Source organism: Micromonospora sp. NPDC007220 (genome assembly GCF_040634035.1).
GTDB classification, from domain to species: domain Bacteria; phylum Actinomycetota; class Actinomycetes; order Mycobacteriales; family Micromonosporaceae; genus Micromonospora; species Micromonospora reichwaldensis.
This window is the reverse complement of record NZ_JBEYEU010000001.1, coordinates 101,993-118,753: the sequence shown is the minus strand read 5'-3', so window position 1 is coordinate 118,753 and position 16,761 is coordinate 101,993. Positions and strand designations below refer to the sequence as shown.

Sequence of the window (16,761 nt, the reverse complement as noted above, 5' to 3'; positions counted from 1 at the left end):
CTACCGAGCTGCGCCCGTACGCCTCAGTGGTCGCCGGCGGAGCGGCGGGTGGGGCGGCGGCCGGGCGGGGAGGGCGGCTCGGGCCCCGGGTCGGGCACCTCGGGCATCGGCCGGGTGACCGGCCCGGCTCCGGTGACCCGGAGCGGCTCGCCGTGGTGCCACACCTCGATGCCGGTCTCCGGGTCGGCGTCCGGCAGCTCGTAGCGGGCCTCGTCGGCGGTGAGGGTGACCCGCAGCCGGTGGCCGTGCCAGCGCAGGTGGAACGCGAGCCGGTCGATCGCCGCCGGCAGCCGGGGGTCGAAGGAGAGCACCCCGCGGTCGTCGCGCAGCCCGCCGAAGCCCTGCACCAGGGCCAGCCACGCCCCGCCCAGCGACGCCAGGTGCAGCCCGTCGCCGGTCTTGTCGCCGAGGTCCGCCAGGTCCTGGAGCACCGACTCGGCGAACAGGTCGTACGCCAGGTCGAGGTGCCCGACCTCGGCGGCGAGCACGGCCTGCGGGGAGGCCGACAGCGACGAGTCCCGGACGGTCCGCGCCTCGTAGTAGGCGAAGTTGCGGGCCTTCTCGTCGGCCGTGAACTCCCCCGGGCAGCGCTGCATGGCGAGCACCAGGTCGGCCTGTTTGACCACCTGCCTGCGGTACAGCTCCAGGTAGGGGAAGTGCAGCAGCAGCGGGTAGTCGTCGTCCGAGGTGTCCGCGAAGTCCCACTCCGGCTGCTCGGTGAAGCCGGCCGACTGCTGGTGCACCCCCCGCTTGCGGTCGTACGGAACGAAGACCGCGTCGGCTGCGGCGCGCCAGGCCGACACCTCGGCCGCCTCGACCCCGAGCCGGGCCGCCGCCCCGGGGTGCCGCTCGGCGGCGTCGGCGGCCCCGCGCAGGTTGCGCCGGGCCATCAGGTTGGTGAAGACGTTGTCATTGACCAGGGCGCTGTACTCGTCGGGGCCGGTCACGCCGTGCAGGTGGAAGGTGCCGGTGTCGGACCAGTGGCCGAAGCCGTGCCAGAGCCGGGCCGTCTCGACCAGCAGTTCCAGCCCGGGCCCGGCGAGGAACTCCTCGTCGCCCGTGGCGGCGGCGTAGCGCAGCACCGCGTCGGCGATGTCGGCGTTGAGGTGCAGCCCGGCCGTGCCGGCCGGCCAGTAGCCGGAGCACTCCCGCCCGCCGAGGGTCCGCCACGGGAAGGTCGCGCCGGTCAGCCGCAGCTCCGCCGCGCGCTCGCGGGCCTCCGGCAGGTGGGCGTGCCGCCAGCGCAGCGCCGAGCGGGCCAGCGGCGGGTCGAGGTAGGTCAGCACGGGCAGGACGTAGCCCTCCGTGTCCCAGAGCACGTGCCCGTCGTAGCCGTTGCCGGTCAGGCCCTTGGCGGGAATGGTCCGGTCGCCGTCCGCCCGGCCCGCCTGGAGCAGGTGGAACACCGAGAACCGGATGGCCTGCTGGAGCTCGTCGTCGCCGTCGAGCTGGACGTCGGCGGTCTGCCAGGCGGCGTCCAGCGCCGCGCGCTGGCCGGTCAGCAGGGTCTCGAAGCCCTCCGCGCGGGCCGCGTCGGCCTCCGCGACGACCAGTCGGGCCAGTTCCTCCGGGGGCAGGCCGTCCACCGGGGTGCACTCGTACGCGGCGAACTTGGTCAGTCGCAGCCGCTCGCCGGCGCGCAGCGTCCCGGTCAGCGTGAGGCGCAGCCGGTCGGGGGTGCAGTCGACGCCCGGTGCGAAGCCGTCCGGGGCGTGCACGTCGTGCGCGACGGCGACGGCGACCCGCTGGCCGCTGTGCCCGGTGCGGTGGACGAGGACGCCGTCGTGCCCGTCGGAGTGCCGGTACTCGGCGGCCAGCGGGTCGGTGATCACGGAGGCGGCGCGGGGGTCGTCGGCGCGCTCCGGCACCCGCTCGTTGGCGAGCAGGTCGGCGCAGACCCGCACCTCGACCGTGCCGTCCAACGGCTCGACGGACCACCGGACGGCGGCCACCGGACGGCGGGGCAGGGAGACCAGTCGGACGCTGCGAACGCGTACGCCGTGCCCGGCCGGCGAGATCCACTCGGTGTGCCGCTCGACCACCCCGGCACGCAGGTCGAGCACCCGCTCGTGGGTGCGCAGGGTGCCGGTGCGCACGTCCAGCGGCTCGCCGTCGACCCAGAGGCGGATCAGGGCCGCGTTCGGCGCGCTGATCACCGTGTCGCTGAACTGCGGGAAGGCGTACCCGTCCTCGGGATAGTCGAGCTCGCGCCGCTCGTGGAAGCCGTTGAGGTAGGTGCCGGGCATGCCGTAGGGAGTGCCCTCGTCCAGGGTGCCGCGCCAGCCGACCCAGCCGTTGCCCAACGCGAAGATCGACTCGGTCTCGGCGAGGCGGTCCATGTCCGCCTCCGTACGCCGGATCCGCCAGGCCTCGTCGCCCCCCGTGACCTGCCCGGTCGGCGGCCGATCGGTGATGGGGGTTTCGTGCACAGCGCCTCCAGGGAAGTCCGACGTACCGGGTCAATCGAAGCAGATGGGGCTGAGAGGTCGCTGAGACGAAAGTCGGGGCCACCACCCGACCAATGCACACTGCGCCCGACTTCCAGGTATTCCAGGGTTGTCTGGGAGCTAAACGAGGTATGAACGATCCGTGAGGTGAATCATGATTGATGCGGACACGTCGGACGTTCCGAAGATCAGTGTCGAGTGGTACCAGGACATCGTCGACTTCGCCGCCGACACCCCGCAACCGGTGCAGTGGTTCGCCGAGCACTTCACCGAGGGCGCAATCCTGCTGCTCGGCGCGCTGTGGCTGATCGCGGCCGTGTCCCGGCTCGGGGGCGGGCCGCGCGACCGCGCGTACGCCCTGGTGTCGCCGGCGCCGGTGGTGCTCGCGTACGGGTGCAGCGAGCTGCTGAAGACCGTGGTGGACCAGGAACGCCCCTGCCGGGCGATCGCCACCGAACTCGCCATCATCGCCGGCGAGTGCCCGCCGACGGGCGACTGGTCGTTCCCCAGCAACCACTCCACGATCGCGGGCGGCCTGGCGGTGGCGACGCTGCTGCTGTCCCGCCGGGTCGGCCTGGTGGCGCTGCCGCTGGCGGCGCTGGCCGCGTTCTCCCGCACCTTCGTCGGCGTGCACTACCCGCACGACGTGGTCGCCGGTGTCCTGCTCGGCGCCCTGTTCGCCGCGCTGCTCACCCCGCTGTTCGCCCGCCCCGCCGCCGGGCTGCTGCACCGCCGCGCCCGCCAGGCCGAGCGCCCCGTCCGCGATCCGGCCACCCCGACGTCCCGCCGCTGACCGCTCCTGGCCGGGCGGCCACCCGCCCGCACGGAGGGCCTGCGTGGACGGGAGGCCGCCCGGCCAGGCGGAGGAGCGCGGGCGGCCTGCGCCCGCAGGCATCAGAGCAGGACGAGGGCGGCGAGGGCGCCGAGGACGAGGAACGGGCCGAAGGGGAGGTGGCTGCGCCAGCCGACGCGGCGGGCGGCCAGCAGCGCGACACCGACCGCCCCGGAGAGCAGCAGGGCGAGCACCAGCCCGGCCACCGGGACCGCCCAGCCGTACCAGCCCAGCAGCGCGCCGACGCCGAGCGCCAGCTTGGCGTCGCCGAGGCCAAAGCCGCGCCGGCCGAGCAGCAGCGTGGTGGTGGCGAAGAAGAGCGCCAGCGCGACGCCGGCCACGGTGGCGCGCAGCCACGGCGCCGGGCCGGCCCCGGCGAGGGCGGCCAGCCCCAGCAGCAGCCAGGTCCCGGCCGCGGCGGGCCAGGTGAGCCGGTCCGGCAGCCGGCACACGGCCGCGTCGACGAGGACCAGCGGGATCGCCCAGCCCAGCCACCAGGCCGTGGCGACCAGCACGGCGGGGGGCGGCCCGAGCAGCACCAACGCCCCGACGGCCGCCGCGAGGGCGAGTTCCACCGTGCCGGACGGCGGGCCGACGCGCGCCCCGCACCGCCCGCACCGCGCCGTCGGGCCCAGCGCCGGCCAGGGCCGGGCCAGCCCGACCGGGGCGCCGCACGCGTCGCACCCGGTCCGGGTCGCCACCCCCGGTGGTACGGCGTGCCGGATCACGGCGAGCCGGAGCACTGGGGCGAGCGCGAGTACGGCCAGCAGCCGCGCCCCGCGCGCGGCGACCTTCGGTGCGGCCGGCTCCGCCACCGCTGGCGGCCCGGTCAGCGCCACGACCGCCCCCGGAGACCCGCACCGACGACAACCACGCAGGGTAGCGCCATGGACGACTTCCGGTAACGGGCGAAACGGCCCGCACTCCTCCCCCGCAATGCGCGGCGTTGGGCGCGGAAATGGCGCATCCGAATAGGCGGGAATCCCACCATGGCGAAATAGCGACACGTCGGCGCGGGGGACGGATCGGACCAGACACCACGTCCGGGACACGCACCGGCCGCCTCGACGACGCCTCGCCCACCGCGCGCGCTTCCCACGCCTGCGCCCCACCGATCCCCGCCGCCCGCCCCGCCCGCACCGGCCCCGACCACCCGCCGCCACCACCTGTCATCACTCAGAGTGTTTGAACGAATTGCCTCTGTTGCATCGGCGAGCGTCAGCCTATGCTCGCCCCTTGGGTGTGGTGCAACCCACAGCGAAAAGACAGGGACGACGCGGGACAACGCTTTTGTAGAGATCCGTAACGGCAAATGCGTCGGCGCTTTCCGACAGGTCCGGACGACCCCATCCGGTCACGCCGCCGCATGCCCGGAGGCCGCCGAGACCGGCCCCGGGTCGCCACCGAGGAGGCACGACGTGCGCGGACGGCGGTTCAGCCGGTGGGCAACCTGCCTGCTCGCCATCGCGACGCTCGGCGCGGCGCCGGCCTGCGGCGCCGCGCCCGGACCGACCCCCCGGGCGGCGACCGCCGGGGACGCCCCCGCCCCCACCCACCGGGCCGCCGACGAGCAGGCGGCGAGGAAGGCGGCGCTGGCCGCGTACGCCGGATATCTCGCCGCCTCCCGCAAGGCGAGCGGGCGCGGCGACCCCCACCATCCGGAGCTGTCCCGGTTCCTCGCCGACCCACTGCTGACCCGGGTCCGGCTGACCATCCGCAAGGCGAAGGAGCACGGCGCGATGCGTACCGGCACGTTGGTCTCCGACCCGACCGTGACCTCGGTGAGCCTGGATTCGAGCCCACCCACCGTGGAGATCCAGGACTGCCTGGACGCCACCGGCTACCGGCTGGTCTACGCCAGGGACAAGCGGGTCGTGCCCGGCACCGGCGGGACGCGGCACCTGGCCACCGCCACCGCCACCCGCTACCCGGACGGCCGCTGGCTGATCAGCGCCGGCGCCGCCCACGAGGACCAGCCGTGCTGACGCGGGCGGGACGGGACGCCGGGGCGGCCCACGCCCGTACCGCCGACGGTGGCGGCCGGGATGGAACGGCCCGCCGGTCGCTCGCGGGCGCCGCCCTGGCCCTGCTGCTGGCGCTCGGGGCGGCCGTGCCCGCGATCGCCGCAGGACGCGCGGACCCCGGCGCGGAGTGCCCGCCGGGGCAGAGCGACTGCAGCGTCTGGGACGACGATCCCGGCACCCCGGGCGGCCCCGGCGGCGGCGGGGACGACGGCGGGGGCGGCGACTCGGGCGGCGGGGGCGGCGCCGCCAAGTGCCAGTGGAACGGCCGCACCGTCAAGTGCTACGACAGCGTGCTCGGCTGGTTCAACAACGGCGACGGCTGCTACTACAAGCTCGCCGAACCGCAGCCCGAGGCCCCCGAGGGCCAGCAGTGGTACGTGCGCACCTGCAACGGCGGCGACCTCGGCTCCCAGACCACGGTCCTGCGCGACGCCCCGCCGCCCGGCTTCGGCGCGCCGCCCGACCCGGAGGAACTCGCCCGGCGGGCGCTGGCCAAGATCACCATCGCGGCGCCCCGGATCGCGGTCGCCCCCCGCCGCAGCAACGGTCCCGGCCTGGTCGGGCTGCCGGTCTGGATGTGGGGCCGCAACGACGACCGGAAGTACTTCGGGCCGACCCAGCGGGCATCGGAGAGCGAGCGGGGCCTGACCGTACGGATCACGGCGAAGTTCGACCGGATCGTCTGGAACATGGGCAACGGCCGCAAGGTCACCTGCTCCGGCGCCGGTACGCCGTACCGGGCCGACGGCCCGCTCGCCGGCCGCCCCTCCCCCGACTGCGGCTACCAGGGCTACCCGAAGGCCGGCGACTACCGGGTGCGGGCCACGACCTACTGGACGGTGACCTGGCAGGGCGGCGGCCAGAGCGGCGTCATCCCGGTCAACCGGACCACGGGAACGGTCCCGGTCCGAATCAACGAACTTCAGGTGGTGGCCCAGTGAGCGCGAGGAGTGAGCCGATCTTGCGAGCCCCGCAGTCGCGAACGGAGATGGTCCGGTGAGTGTGGCGACCCGGAACGGAACCGGGCCGGTGGACGCGCCGGTCGCCCCGCCCCGGGTGGTGCGGCAGCGGCGGATGCGGCCCGGGCTGCTCGGCCTGGCCGTGCTGCTGATCGCCCTCGGCGGCCTGGGGGCGGCGTTCGCGGTCACCTCCGTACGCGCCACCGGCAGCTACCTGGCGGTGGCCCGGCCGGTCGAGGTCGGCCGGCAGGTCAGCGCCGACGACCTGGTCCCGGTGCAGGTGGCCGGCGGCCAAGGGCTCTCCCCGGTGCCCGCCGGGCGGCTCGACGAGGTGGTCGGCAAGCGGGCCGCCGTGGCGCTGACCCCCGGCACGCTGCTGACCATGGCGCAGCTCACCGACGACCCGCTGCTCGGGCCCGGCCAGCAGCAGCTCGCGCTGGGCCTGAGCCCCGCCGAGGTGCCCGCCCGCAGGCTCCACCCCGGCGACAAGATCCTGCTGGTGAGCACGCCGGACGGGGACGACGACCGCCCCGCGGGCGCCGCCACCCGGTTCGAGGCGACGGTCATCGACGCCGTCACCTCGGACGACGACGACGAGGTGGTGGTCTACCTGGCACTCGCCGTCCGGGACGTGCCGGCCGTCGTCGCGCTGTCCAGCCAGGAGCGGATCGCTCTCGTACTGACCGAGGCGGCCTGACCATGGCGATCATCGCGCTGGTGTCGGCGAAGGGCTCCCCGGGCGTCACCACCGCCGCCCTCGCGTGCGCCCTGACCTGGCACCGGCGGCTGGTGCTCGCCGAGTGCGACCCGGCCGGCGGGTCGATCCTCGCCGGCTACCTGGGCGGCGCGCTCGACGGCCCCCGGGGCATCGGCGAACTGGCGGTCGGCGAGTTGCGCGACGGCAACCTGGAGTCGGCGTTCTGGTCGCAACTGGTCGACCTGGACGCGCCGAAGCGGGAGCGGCTGCTGCTGCCCGGCGTCGTCGATCCCGCCCAGGCCGGCAGCGTCATCCCGCTCTGGCAGCGCTTCGCCGACTTCTTCGGCAGCCTGGAGTCAGGCGACCCGCCGTACGACGTGGTGGTGGACTGCGGGCGGCTGCACGTCGTCGGTCCACCGTGGCCGATCCTGCGCGCCGCCTCGGTGGTGCTGCTGGTCAGCGGCGCCCGGCTCCCCGACCTCTCCGGCACCCGGGCCATGGCCAGGACGATCGAGCGGGACTTCGCCGAGCACCGGGTGCCGCCGGGCACCCTGCGGCTGCTGCTGGTCGGCGACGGCCACGGCAGCGGCGAGGTCAGCAAGGCGCTGCGGCTGCCGGTGATCGCCCGGATGCCGCACGATCCGCGTACGGCCGAGGTGCTCGGCCTGGGCGGCACCGTGCGGGCCGGTCGGCCCCTGATGCGCGCGGCCGGGGCCCTGGAGGTGCCGGTCGGGGCGATGCTGGAACGCCGGCGCGCCCGGCTGACCTGGCCCGTGCCGCAGGGGGTGCCGGATGCGGTTTGAACCGGTCTCCGGCGATCCGCGCCGGCAGCCGCCCGGCGCCACCTCCACGGCGCCGCCGCTGGCCCCGCCCAACGGACGCCACCATCCCCTCCCGCTGCCGGTGCCGGTCACCGCGCCGCGGCCCGAGCCGCCGCCCCGGCCCCGGGTCGACTTCCAGGTGGTCCGCGAGCTACGCCGGGAACTCAGCGAGCGGCTGGCCCTGTGGCAGCGCGGCCGGGAGTTCACCGTCGACGAGGAGGACACCGAGCGCGCCCGGCTCGCGGTGACGGTGGTCGCCGAGTACGCGGACGCGGTGCGCCGGGCCGGCACCCCGATGGCGGCCGGCGAGGAGCGGCTCCTGCTCGACCAGGTGACCGCCGAACTGGCCGGGCTCGGCCGCCTCCAGACGCTGCTGGTCGACGACACCATCGAGGAGGTGCACATCCTCGGCTGCGACCAGGTGCGCGTCACCCGCCACGGCGGCGGCGTCGACTGGGTGGAGCCGATCGCCGACAGCGACGACGAGCTGGTGGAGATCCTCCAGGCGGCGGCCCGCCGGGCCGGGGCCACCGAACGCTCGCTGTCGACGTCCAAGCCCACCCTCGACCTGCAACTGCCCGACGGCAGCCGGCTCGCCGCGGTGTTCCTGGTCAGCCACCGCCCGTACGCGGTGATCCGCAAGCACAACACGCTGGACGTGAGCCTCGACGACCTCGCCGGGGCCAGGGGCGACCTGGACGAGATGATCGACCCGCTGGTGCGCGACTTCCTCCGCGCGTCCATGCGCGCCGGGCTGAACATCATGGTGGCGGGCCTCGCGGGCGCCGGGAAGACCACCGTGATCCGGGCGCTGATGGACGAGATCCCGGCCGACGAGCCGTACGTGCTGCTGGAGGAGAGCCGCGAGCTGCTGCCGGCCCGCCGCCGCCTCAAGCACCGGGCGGTGATGAGTTTCGAGGCCCGGGAGGGGCACGGCGAACGCGGGGCGGACGGCCGCCCGGCCGGCGAGGTGAGCATCGCCGACCTGATCCCGGTCTCCCTGCGGATGGGCGTGCTGCGGATCATCGTCGGCGAGGTCCGGTCCCGGGAGATCGTCCCGATGCTCCAGGCCATGACGACCAGCCGCGGCTCGATGTGCACCATCCACGCCCGTACGCCCGCCGGGGTCAGCGAGCGGATCATCGAGCTGGCGCTCGCGCACGGCCGGGAGATGACCGTCGACCAGGCCCGCCGGATGGCCGGCAACGCGCTCGACCTGATCGTCTACGTCACCGTCGAGGACGAGACCGCGATCGGCGGGCGCAAGCACCGCTTCGTCTCGCACGTCGAGGAGGTCATCGGCGTCGGCGACGGCAACCGGATCACCACCACCCATGTGTTCGGGCCCGGGCCGGACGGGCGGGCCGTACCCCGGCACCTGCCCGAGCGGGTGCGCGCCCAACTCCTCCGGGTCGGCTACGACGCCCGGCTGCTCAGCCGGTGGATCGAGGCCGGCACGGGCGCGTGGCGGCGGCCCCGGCAGACCCGGCTCGGGCGGCGGTGACCGGAGGTGCTGGACAACGTCGAACTCGTCGCGGTGGCCTCCGGCGCCGCCTGCGTGGCCGGGCTGCTGCTGGCGGTCGTCGCGCTGGTCGGCACCCGCCGGCCGCCCGGTGGCCCGGGCGCGGGCCGTGGGCTCGACCGGCTCTGGAAGGGCCCGGGCGTCACCCCGCGCGAGCAGCGGGCCCACCAGGCGCTGCTGGTTGCCGCCCTGGTCGCGGGTGCGCTGGCCTTCCTGGTCACCGGCCTGCCGGTGGTCGGTCTGCTGGTCGCGGTGGCCGTCCCGGGCACCCCGTGGCTGTTCTCCGTCGGCAAGGCCGAGCAGCGGGCCATCGCCCGCATCGAGGCGGTCGGCGAGTGGACCCGCCGGCTCAAGGACGTCTCCGCCACCGGCCAGGGACTCCAGCAGACGATCATCGGTACGGTCGCCACCGCGCCCGAGGAGATCCAGGAGGAGGTACGGCTGCTCGCCGCCCGCCTCCAGGCCGGCTGGCTGGCCCGCTCCGCGCTGCTCGCCTTCGCCGACGAGATCGGCGACCCGGTCTGCGACCAGGTGGTGGCGGCGCTGATCCTGCACGTGACCGACCGGGGCGAACGCCTCGGCGACGTGCTCGGCTCGATCGCCGGGGCGGCGGCGGCCGAGGTGGCCACCCGCCGGGAGATCGAGGCGAAGCGCACCCAGCCCCGGTTCGCGGTCCGCTTCCTCACCGGGATGACCCTGGCCACCGTCGCGTACGGGCTGCTCAACACCGAGTACGTGAGCCCGTACGGCACGCCCTTCGGGCAGCTCGTGATGGCGACGCTCGGCGCGGCCTTCGTCGGCCTGCTGGCCTGGGTGCGGTCGATGAGCCAGCCCCGCCGGCCGGCCCGCTTCCTGCCGGCTCCCGACCCGGAGGAGGTAGCCCCATGAGTACGGTCGTCCTCAACTGGCAGCTCGCCGTCGCCGTGTGCGGCGGGGCGGCGATCGGGCTGGGCGCCTTCCTGGTGGTCCGCGAGCTGGTGCCGGCCACGCCCGCGCTCGGGCCCGCGCTGCGCCGGCTGCACCAACCGGCCGGCGCCGGGCAGCTCGCCACGCCCGCCGACCGGCGGCTGGAGTGGCTCACCGGGCTGTCCCGCTGGCTGCGGCCACCGTACCGGCAGCTCGCCCTGATCGACCGGACGCCCGAGCAGTACGCCCTGTCGATGCTGCTCTCCGCGCTGATCGGGCTCGCCGCGCCGACGCTGCTCGGCGTCACCCTGTTCGCCGTCGGCATCCGGCTGCCGGTGGTCGTACCCGTGCTCGGCAGTCTCGGGTTGGCGCTGCTCTGCGCCCTGATCGCGCACCGGTCGGTGCTGGACCGGGCGGACAAGGCGCGCGACGAGTTCCGCCAGGCGGTCTGCACCTACCTCGACCTGGTCGCCCTCCAGCTCTCCGCCGCGCACGGGCCGGTGCAGTCGCTGGAGCGGGCGGCGGCGGTCTGCGACGGCTGGGTCTTCGACCGCATCTCCGAGTCGCTGCGGATCGCGCAGATGCAGATGCACTCGCCGTGGGACGAGCTTCGCGACCTCGCCGAGCGCATCGGCATCCCGGAACTGGGCGACGTCGGGGCGATCATGCGCTCCTCCGGCAGCGAGGGCGCGCAGGTGCACGAGACCCTGCGCAGCCGCGCCGACTCGCTGCGCGACCAGATCCGCACCGACAACCTGGCCCGGGCCGAGGGGGTGACCAGCCGGCTCGACATCCCCGGGGCGCTGCTCGTCTTCGTCCTGCTCGGCTTCGCCGTCTATCCGTTCATCGCCCGCCTGTGATCCGCCCCCGAGAGAAGGAGCACGTCATGTCCGTCATCACCCGACTGCACGTCGCGCTGTCGACACGCCTCGCCGAGCTGCGCGAGGACGGCGAGCGGGGCGACAGCCCCGTACCGACCGCAGTGATCATCTTTGGTCTGGTCGCCGTCGCGATGGCGGTCACCGCCGCCGCCCTCGGCGCCGCCAACGACTGGATGGACAACATCCCGAAGCACCAGGACCCGAAGTAACGCCGGGCCGTGCGCCGAGCAGACCCCACCCCGGGGCGCCGGGCGGCCACCGCCGCCCGGCGTCCCGTCGCGGCTGCCGGCCGGCGGCTCGTGGCCGGCGGAGTCGACCGGGGGGCCAACCCGGTCGAGCTGGCGGTGGTGATGCCGGTGATCCTGCTGCTGCTCTTCGCCTCGATCCAGGCCGCGGCCTGGTTCGTCGCCCGCTCCACCGCGCTCAACGCCGCGCAGAGCGCGGTCAACGCGCAGCGGCTGCACCAGGCGCCGCCCGGGGCCGGTGAGGCGCGGGCCGTCCGGTTCCTGAAAGCCTCGGGCGGCTGGCTGGTCGGCTGGAAGGACCCCGCACCGAGCTGCGAGACCACCGCGACCGAGGTGACCTGCACGGTGCGCGGGCGGTCCCTGTCGGTCGTACCCGGGGTCACCTTCCCGGTGCACCAGACCGCGCACGGGACCGTGGAACGGTGGACCGCGCCGTGAGCCGTACCGCCGAGCGGGGCTCGGTCTCGATCGAGGTGGCGGTGCTCGCCCCGGCGTTCATCGCCCTGATCGTGCTGGCCGGCGTCGCCGGGCGTACCGCCGTGGCGGCCGAGGCGATCGACGCCGCTGCCCACGACGCCGCCCGCGCCGCCTCGATCTCCCGGGACGCCCGCACCGCCCGCGCCGAGGCCCGGGACGCGGCCCGCCGGCAGCTCGACTGGCGCGGCCTGAACTGCGCCGGCACTCCCGAGGTGACGTTCAGCGGCGCGGTACGCGGCGCCCCCACCAGCTTCGACGCGGCGTTCCGCAGCCCGGCCGGGCAGGACGCCTCGGTCACCGTCCGGGTCGCCTGCACCGTCTCCTACGGGGACCTGCACCTGTCCGTCCTGCCGGGGATGCCCGCCGGCAAGCGCGTGTCGGCGAACTTCACGTCGCCGCTGGACCGCTACCGGAGCCGGGGATGACCGCCGTGGCCGGTCGGCACGATGAGGGCCGGGTCAGCATCTTCCTCGCGGTGGCGATGGTCGGCGTCCTCTCCGTCATCGGTCTGGCCTTCGACGGCGCGGGTCAGCTGCGCACGTTGCAGCGGGCCGACAACCTCGCGGCCGAGGCCGCCCGCGCCGGCGGCCAGGCCATCGACCGGGCCACCGCCATCGAGGGCGGGCCGACCCGGATCGACCGCCCCCAGGCCCGCCGGGCCGTCGCCGGCTATCTCGCCGCCGCCGGCGCCGCCGGCCACACCGTCAGCTTCCCGGTCGTCGACGGGGAGACCCGGGTCCGGGTACGCGTCACCGTCACGCACCGCAGATCCATGCTCGGCCTGCTCGGCTTCGACGAGACCGTCACCGTCTCCGGTGAGGCGACCGCGCGGCCGCTCACCGGGGCACCGTAGGAAGGGAAGGCAGCCATGGCCGCATCGGGGCGTTCCGTCGTACGGCGGACCGGACGCATCCTGACCGGGTTCGGCGCGCTCGTCGTGCTCTGCGCGGTGCTGGTCGGCGCGCCGGTGGCGCTGCTCGCCCTCGCCGGCAACCCGCTGCCCGACCACCTGCCCAGCGTCGCGGAGATCGGTTCGACGCTGACCAGCCGGGACGACGGGCGGCTCTTCCTGCGGGCGCTGGCGCTGGCCGGCTGGTTCGGCTGGGCCACGTTCGCCTTCTCCGTCCTGGTCGAACTCTGCGCGCAGGCGCTGCGCCGGCCGGCGCCCCGGCTGCCGGGGATGAGTCGCCAGCAACGGGCCGCCGCCGCGCTGGTCGGTTCGGTCGCGCTGGTCCTCGCGGCCAGCCCGGCGGCGAGTGCGGCGGCGGTCGCCGGCCCGTACGCCCTGCCGGCGGCACCGCCCGCGACCGCGCGGACGGTGGTTGCGGAGGCCGCCTGGCCGGGTCCGGCCGCGCACACCTGGTCCACCCCGGTCGCCTCGTCCGCTCCCGTGACCTCATCCGCCTCGGACGACGGTGTGGCGGTCTACCGGGTGGCCCGGGGCGACCACCTGGGCGCGGTCGCCCAGCGCTACCTGGACGAGTTCGCCGACTACCGGGAGTTGGCCGAGCTGAACCGGCTCGGCGACCCCGACCGGATCCACCCGGGTCAGCTGTTGAGGCTGCCCGGGGACGCCGAGGACCGGGGTGCCCGCCGGCACGCGACCGGCCGCCTCGTCGCCCGCCCGACCTCGCCCGCGCCCGCCCGGCCGGCCCCGCAGCCGGCACCTGGGAAGGTCGCTCCCGAGCGGGCCACGCCGCCCCCGCCGGCTGCCGAGGCCCCGGTGCCGCCCCCGGCGGAGAGGGACGCCGGTCAGGCCCCGACGGTGACGGTGGGCGCCGCCCGCGCCGGCGAGCCTGACCGGGTGAACCGGCCCCTCGCGGTCTCCGCCGTCTTGGCGGTGGCGAGCATCGTCGGCGCGCAGATCGGCGCGGTCCTGGGCCTGCGCCGCCGCCCGGCCCACGTACCGGCCGGCGCGGCCCGGACCACGGCCGCCGCCCGCCGGGGCAGCACCGCGCGCGGCACCACCACGGCCAGGCGCGGCACGGGTCACCGGGACATCCGCACCACCCCACGCGGCAGCGCGATCGGAGTCGACCGGGGCACGGGGACCGGTACCCACGACAGCGTTCCGACCGGCCACGGCCGGACCCGTGCGGATTCGTCCCACGACACGGCGATCGGCCGCCACCGCCGCCCCTGACTCCCGGGGGCCGGGAGGCCGCCGGGCGCCGGTCAGGGCAGGCGGGTCTCCAGGACGCCGTCGACGACGCGGGTCGGCAGGATCTGCTGGTCGTTGCCGGAGGGGCCGTGCACGACCTCGCCGCCGTTGAGGCGGAACGCGCTGCCGTGCCACGGGCAGACCACGCAGTCGTGCCCGTCGATCTCGCGCACCTCGCCCTCGCCCAGCGGGCCGCTCTGGTGCGGGCAGCGCTCCAGCATCACGGTGACCTCGTCGCCGTGCCGGTAGAGGATCACCGAGACGTCGTCGACGTCCCGGGTGATCAGCGTGCGCTCCGGCAGGGCAGCCATGTCCGCGATCGAGTGCCAGCCGTCGCTCATCCGGTGCAGCTCGGAGATGCTCTGGTTGACCTGCGCGCCCTGCTTGTACGCCAGGTGCCCGCCGAGGTAGGCCCCCATGCTGGCGGCGCCGAGCCCGAGGAAGCCGAGCGTACGGCCGAGGTTGTGCCGACCGGTCATCCGGGCGGCCACCGAGCCGGCGTAGAACGCCAGGCCGACGCTGTTGGACGCGGCGTGCACCAGGCCGATCCGGCGCTGGTCACGAGCCAGTGCCGCCCAGTCGTTGAGGCCGGTGACCGCAGCCGGGAGGGCGCTGACGGTGCCCACCGCGCACAGCGTGGCGGCGGCCCGGCGCTGCCCCGGCATCAGGTCCAGCACCGCCGTGCTGATCCACGCGCCCACCGGCACCTGCACCATCGCCGGGTGCAGCGGATGGCCCAGCCAGACGCCGTGCAGCAGGTCGCGGACCCGCTGCGGTCGGAGGGTGGCCTGGACGGCACGCTGCAACCGGTCGCCGACCCGGTCCAGCCCGGATGCCTGCTCGATCTTCGTCAAGAGTGCTCGCACCCGTACCGACTTCCCGGCAGGAGCCCCCGCAAACCGGTCGGCGGTGACGGATCCGCAGCGGTACGTGGTCGCGCCCCCACCGGCCCGTAACGGGACGTCCCCACCGAGGTCGGCGGGCGTGGAAATCCGGTCGCGGGCCGCACCGTCCACGACCACTGTGGTCCGGGTGTACGCACTCTCCTCCCGCCCGCTGCCGGCCGGTCGACCGGCGAGCCGACTGAGCGTCGCGCTGGGGCAGCCCCGGGCCGTGCCGCCCCCGCTGCTGATGCTGCTGGGCATGCTCTCCACCCAGGTCGGGGCGGCCGTCGCCAAGCAGCTCTTCGGCAGCGCCAGCGCCGGCGGCACCACCACGCTGCGGCTCGGCTTCGCCGCGCTCATCCTGCTGGTCCTGGTCCGGCCGGGGCTGCGCCTGGGCTGGCGTACCGCCGGTCTGGTCGGGGCGTTCGGGCTGGCCCTGGCGGTCATGAACCTCGCCTTCTACGCGGCCCTGCACCGGGTGCCGCTGGGCGTCGCGGTCACCATCGGCTTCGCCGGGCCGCTGCTGGTGTCGCTCGCCGGCAGCCGCCGGCTCGCCGACGTGGCGTGGGCGGCGCTGGCCGGCGGCGGCGTGCTGCTGATCAGCGGGCTCGGCGGGACGGGGATGGACCGGCTGGGGCTGCTGTGCTGCGTGGCCGTCGCGGTCGGCTGGGCCGGCTACGTGCTGCTCGGCAAGGCGGTCAGCGCCCGGGTGCCGGGCAGCCGGGGCCTCGCGCTGGGGATGGCCGTCGCCGCGCTGGCCGTGCTGCCGTTCGGGGTCGCCGGCAGCGGTACGGCGCTGCTCGACCCGTGGACCCTCGCGCTGGGCGCGGCGGTGGCGCTGCTGTCGTCGGTGCTGCCGTACTCGGCGGAGATGGCGGCGCTGCGCCGGATGCCGGCCCGGGTCTTCGCGGTCCTGCTCAGCCTGGAGCCGGCGATCGGGGCGCTGGTCGGGCTGGTCCTGCTCGGCGAGCTGCTGGCCTGGCCGCAGGCGGCGGGGGTGGCCTGCGTGGTCGGCGCCGCGCTGGGCGCCACCCTGGTCCGCCGGGAGCGGCCCGCCGCGCCCTGACGCCTGGCGCCGCCGGCACCGCCGGGGGCATGCTGTCGGCATGGGCGTACGCGTCGAACGCGCCGCGGCGGTGACCACGGTGATCCTGGACCGCCCGGCGGCCCGCAACGCGGTCGACGGGCCGATGGCACGGGCGCTGGCCGACGCGTTCCGCGCCTTCGAGGCCGACCCCGACGCCTCCGTGGCCGTGCTATGGGGGGCCGGCGGCACGTTCTGCGCCGGGGCCGACCTGAAGGCCATCGGCACCCCGAGCGGCAACCGGGTCGAGGCGCAGGGGGACGGCCCGATGGGTCCGACCCGGATGACGCTCAGCAAGCCGGTGATCGCCGCGATCTCCGGTCACGCGGTGGCCGGCGGGCTGGAGCTGGCGCTCTGGTGCGACCTGCGGGTCGCCGAAGCCGACGCGGTGCTCGGGGTGTTCTGCCGCCGCTGGGGGGTGCCGCTGATCGACGGGGGCACGGTCCGGCTGCCCCGGCTGATCGGCGAGAGCCGGGCGATGGACCTGATCCTCACGGGGCGGCCGGTGCCGGCCGAGGAGGCGTACGCCATGGGCCTGGTCAACCGGCTGGTCGCGCCGGGTGAGTCCCGGGCGGCGGCCGAGCGGCTGGCCGCCGAGATCGCCCGGCACCCGCAGACCTGCCTGCGCAACGACCGGGCGGCGCTGCTCGCCGGCGCCGGCCGGCCCGAGCCGGAGGCCATGGCGGGCGAACTGGCGTACGGGATGGCCTCGCTGGCCGCCGACGCGGCGGCCGGGGCGGCCCGGTTCGCCGCCGGCGCCGGTCGGCACGGCGACCCGGCCGACTGACCGGGCGGGACATCTCGACGGGCCGGGCGGTGCC

General features: G+C 75.8%; 18 protein-coding genes. 15 read left to right on the top strand and 3 right to left on the bottom strand.

The features are described from left to right. Positions 1-23 precede the first annotated feature (23 nt). Positions 24-2,339: a glycosyl hydrolase family 65 protein gene (locus tag ABZ573_RS00580; protein WP_358116054.1), complete on the bottom strand. Its 2,316-nt coding sequence runs from the start codon at positions 2,337-2,339 to the stop codon at positions 24-26. A 262-nt stretch (positions 2,340-2,601) separates the two neighbouring features. Here ABZ573_RS00580 and ABZ573_RS00575 point away from each other — a divergent pair, with 262 nt between their 5' ends. Continuing rightward, positions 2,602-3,240, top strand: coding sequence for a phosphatase PAP2 family protein (locus ABZ573_RS00575; protein ID WP_151457589.1), 639 nt, complete (start codon positions 2,602-2,604; stop codon positions 3,238-3,240). Between the two features lie 101 nt (positions 3,241-3,341). Here the strand turns inward: ABZ573_RS00575 and ABZ573_RS00570 are convergent, their stop codons facing one another. Continuing rightward, positions 3,342-4,094 carry an A24 family peptidase gene (locus ABZ573_RS00570; RefSeq protein WP_358116051.1) on the bottom strand — a complete coding sequence of 251 codons (753 nt, stop codon included), beginning with the start codon at positions 4,092-4,094 and terminating at the stop codon, positions 3,342-3,344. A 603-nt stretch (positions 4,095-4,697) separates the two neighbouring features. On the opposite strand from ABZ573_RS00570, the gene ABZ573_RS00565 reads away from it, so the two are divergent. From ABZ573_RS00565 to ABZ573_RS00510, 12 genes are all read left to right on the top strand, one after another. After that, positions 4,698-5,264 carry a hypothetical protein gene (locus ABZ573_RS00565; protein WP_358114301.1) on the top strand — a complete coding sequence of 189 codons (567 nt, stop codon included), beginning with the start codon at positions 4,698-4,700 and terminating at the stop codon, positions 5,262-5,264. Positions 5,265-5,371: 107 nt separating this feature from the next. After that, on the top strand, positions 5,372-6,244 hold the full coding sequence (locus ABZ573_RS00560; protein WP_358116048.1) for a hypothetical protein: 873 nt from the start codon (positions 5,372-5,374) through the stop codon (positions 6,242-6,244). Between the two features lie 55 nt (positions 6,245-6,299). Next, the gene (locus ABZ573_RS00555; RefSeq protein ID WP_151456970.1) at positions 6,300-6,959 is read left to right on the top strand and encodes an SAF domain-containing protein; all 660 of its coding nucleotides are present in this window, start codon (positions 6,300-6,302) and stop codon (positions 6,957-6,959) included. 2 nt (positions 6,960-6,961) lie between these two features. Continuing rightward, positions 6,962-7,762, top strand: coding sequence for a ParA family protein (locus tag ABZ573_RS00550; protein ID WP_358114298.1), 801 nt, complete (start codon positions 6,962-6,964; stop codon positions 7,760-7,762). After that, on the top strand, positions 7,752-9,284 hold the full coding sequence (locus ABZ573_RS00545; protein WP_358114295.1) for an ATPase, T2SS/T4P/T4SS family: 1,533 nt from the start codon (positions 7,752-7,754) through the stop codon (positions 9,282-9,284). Before ABZ573_RS00550 ends, ABZ573_RS00545 begins: the two co-directional genes overlap by 11 nt. 6 nt (positions 9,285-9,290) lie before the next feature. Then, positions 9,291-10,190, top strand: a complete 900-nt coding sequence (locus tag ABZ573_RS00540) for a type II secretion system F family protein (RefSeq protein WP_358114292.1) — start codon at positions 9,291-9,293, stop codon at positions 10,188-10,190. Continuing rightward, complete coding sequence (locus ABZ573_RS00535; protein WP_358114290.1) at positions 10,187-11,068, top strand: type II secretion system F family protein; 882 nt, start codon at positions 10,187-10,189, stop codon at positions 11,066-11,068. The genes ABZ573_RS00540 and ABZ573_RS00535 overlap by 4 nt, the downstream gene beginning before the upstream one ends. Before the next feature lie 26 nt (positions 11,069-11,094). Further along, positions 11,095-11,298 (top strand): hypothetical protein, encoded by a 204-nt coding sequence (locus ABZ573_RS00530; protein WP_358114287.1) that lies wholly within the window; start codon positions 11,095-11,097, stop codon positions 11,296-11,298. A 90-nt stretch (positions 11,299-11,388) separates the two neighbouring features. Next, entirely contained in the window at positions 11,389-11,772 is a 384-nt protein-coding gene (locus tag ABZ573_RS00525; protein ID WP_225852454.1) for a TadE family protein, read from the top strand. Then, entirely contained in the window at positions 11,757-12,236 is a 480-nt protein-coding gene (locus ABZ573_RS00520; RefSeq protein ID WP_151456964.1) for a TadE/TadG family type IV pilus assembly protein, read from the top strand. The genes ABZ573_RS00525 and ABZ573_RS00520 overlap by 16 nt, the downstream gene beginning before the upstream one ends. Next, positions 12,233-12,664 carry a pilus assembly protein TadG-related protein gene (locus tag ABZ573_RS00515; RefSeq protein WP_358114284.1) on the top strand — a complete coding sequence of 144 codons (432 nt, stop codon included), beginning with the start codon at positions 12,233-12,235 and terminating at the stop codon, positions 12,662-12,664. Before ABZ573_RS00520 ends, ABZ573_RS00515 begins: the two co-directional genes overlap by 4 nt. A 15-nt stretch (positions 12,665-12,679) precedes the next feature. After that, positions 12,680-13,954 (top strand): LysM peptidoglycan-binding domain-containing protein, encoded by a 1,275-nt coding sequence (locus ABZ573_RS00510; RefSeq protein WP_358114281.1) that lies wholly within the window; start codon positions 12,680-12,682, stop codon positions 13,952-13,954. A gap of 32 nt (positions 13,955-13,986) precedes the next feature. Here ABZ573_RS00510 and ABZ573_RS00505 read toward each other — a convergent pair whose 3' ends face one another. Then, positions 13,987-14,838 carry a Rieske 2Fe-2S domain-containing protein gene (locus tag ABZ573_RS00505; RefSeq protein ID WP_151457166.1) on the bottom strand — a complete coding sequence of 284 codons (852 nt, stop codon included), beginning with the start codon at positions 14,836-14,838 and terminating at the stop codon, positions 13,987-13,989. Between the two features lie 166 nt (positions 14,839-15,004). Between ABZ573_RS00505 and ABZ573_RS00500 the strand changes: the two genes are divergently transcribed. Further along, a complete protein-coding gene (locus tag ABZ573_RS00500; RefSeq protein ID WP_358114278.1) occupies positions 15,005-15,922 on the top strand; it encodes an EamA family transporter in 918 nt (305 codons plus the stop codon). A 40-nt stretch (positions 15,923-15,962) separates the two neighbouring features. Continuing rightward, complete coding sequence (locus ABZ573_RS00495) at positions 15,963-16,727, top strand: crotonase/enoyl-CoA hydratase family protein (protein WP_358114276.1); 765 nt, start codon at positions 15,963-15,965, stop codon at positions 16,725-16,727. Positions 16,728-16,761: the final 34 nt, after the last annotated feature.

Excerpts from the sequence above, each read along its gene's own strand:
- ABZ573_RS00510 (WP_358114281.1), top strand. The coding sequence starts at position 12,680 with ATGGCCGCATCGGGGCGTTCCGTCGTACGGCGGACCGGACGCATCCTG.
- ABZ573_RS00530 (WP_358114287.1), top strand. The coding sequence starts at position 11,095 with ATGTCCGTCATCACCCGACTGCACGTCGCGCTGTCGACACGCCTCGCC.
- ABZ573_RS00550 (WP_358114298.1), top strand. The coding sequence starts at position 6,962 with ATGGCGATCATCGCGCTGGTGTCGGCGAAGGGCTCCCCGGGCGTCACC.
- ABZ573_RS00580 (WP_358116054.1), bottom strand. The coding sequence starts at position 2,339 with ATGGACCGCCTCGCCGAGACCGAGTCGATCTTCGCGTTGGGCAACGGC.
- ABZ573_RS00535 (WP_358114290.1), top strand. The coding sequence starts at position 10,187 with ATGAGTACGGTCGTCCTCAACTGGCAGCTCGCCGTCGCCGTGTGCGGC.
- ABZ573_RS00495 (WP_358114276.1), top strand. The coding sequence starts at position 15,963 with ATGGGCGTACGCGTCGAACGCGCCGCGGCGGTGACCACGGTGATCCTG.
- ABZ573_RS00515 (WP_358114284.1), top strand. The coding sequence starts at position 12,233 with ATGACCGCCGTGGCCGGTCGGCACGATGAGGGCCGGGTCAGCATCTTC.
- ABZ573_RS00575 (WP_151457589.1), top strand. The coding sequence starts at position 2,602 with ATGATTGATGCGGACACGTCGGACGTTCCGAAGATCAGTGTCGAGTGG.
- ABZ573_RS00545 (WP_358114295.1), top strand. The coding sequence starts at position 7,752 with ATGCGGTTTGAACCGGTCTCCGGCGATCCGCGCCGGCAGCCGCCCGGC.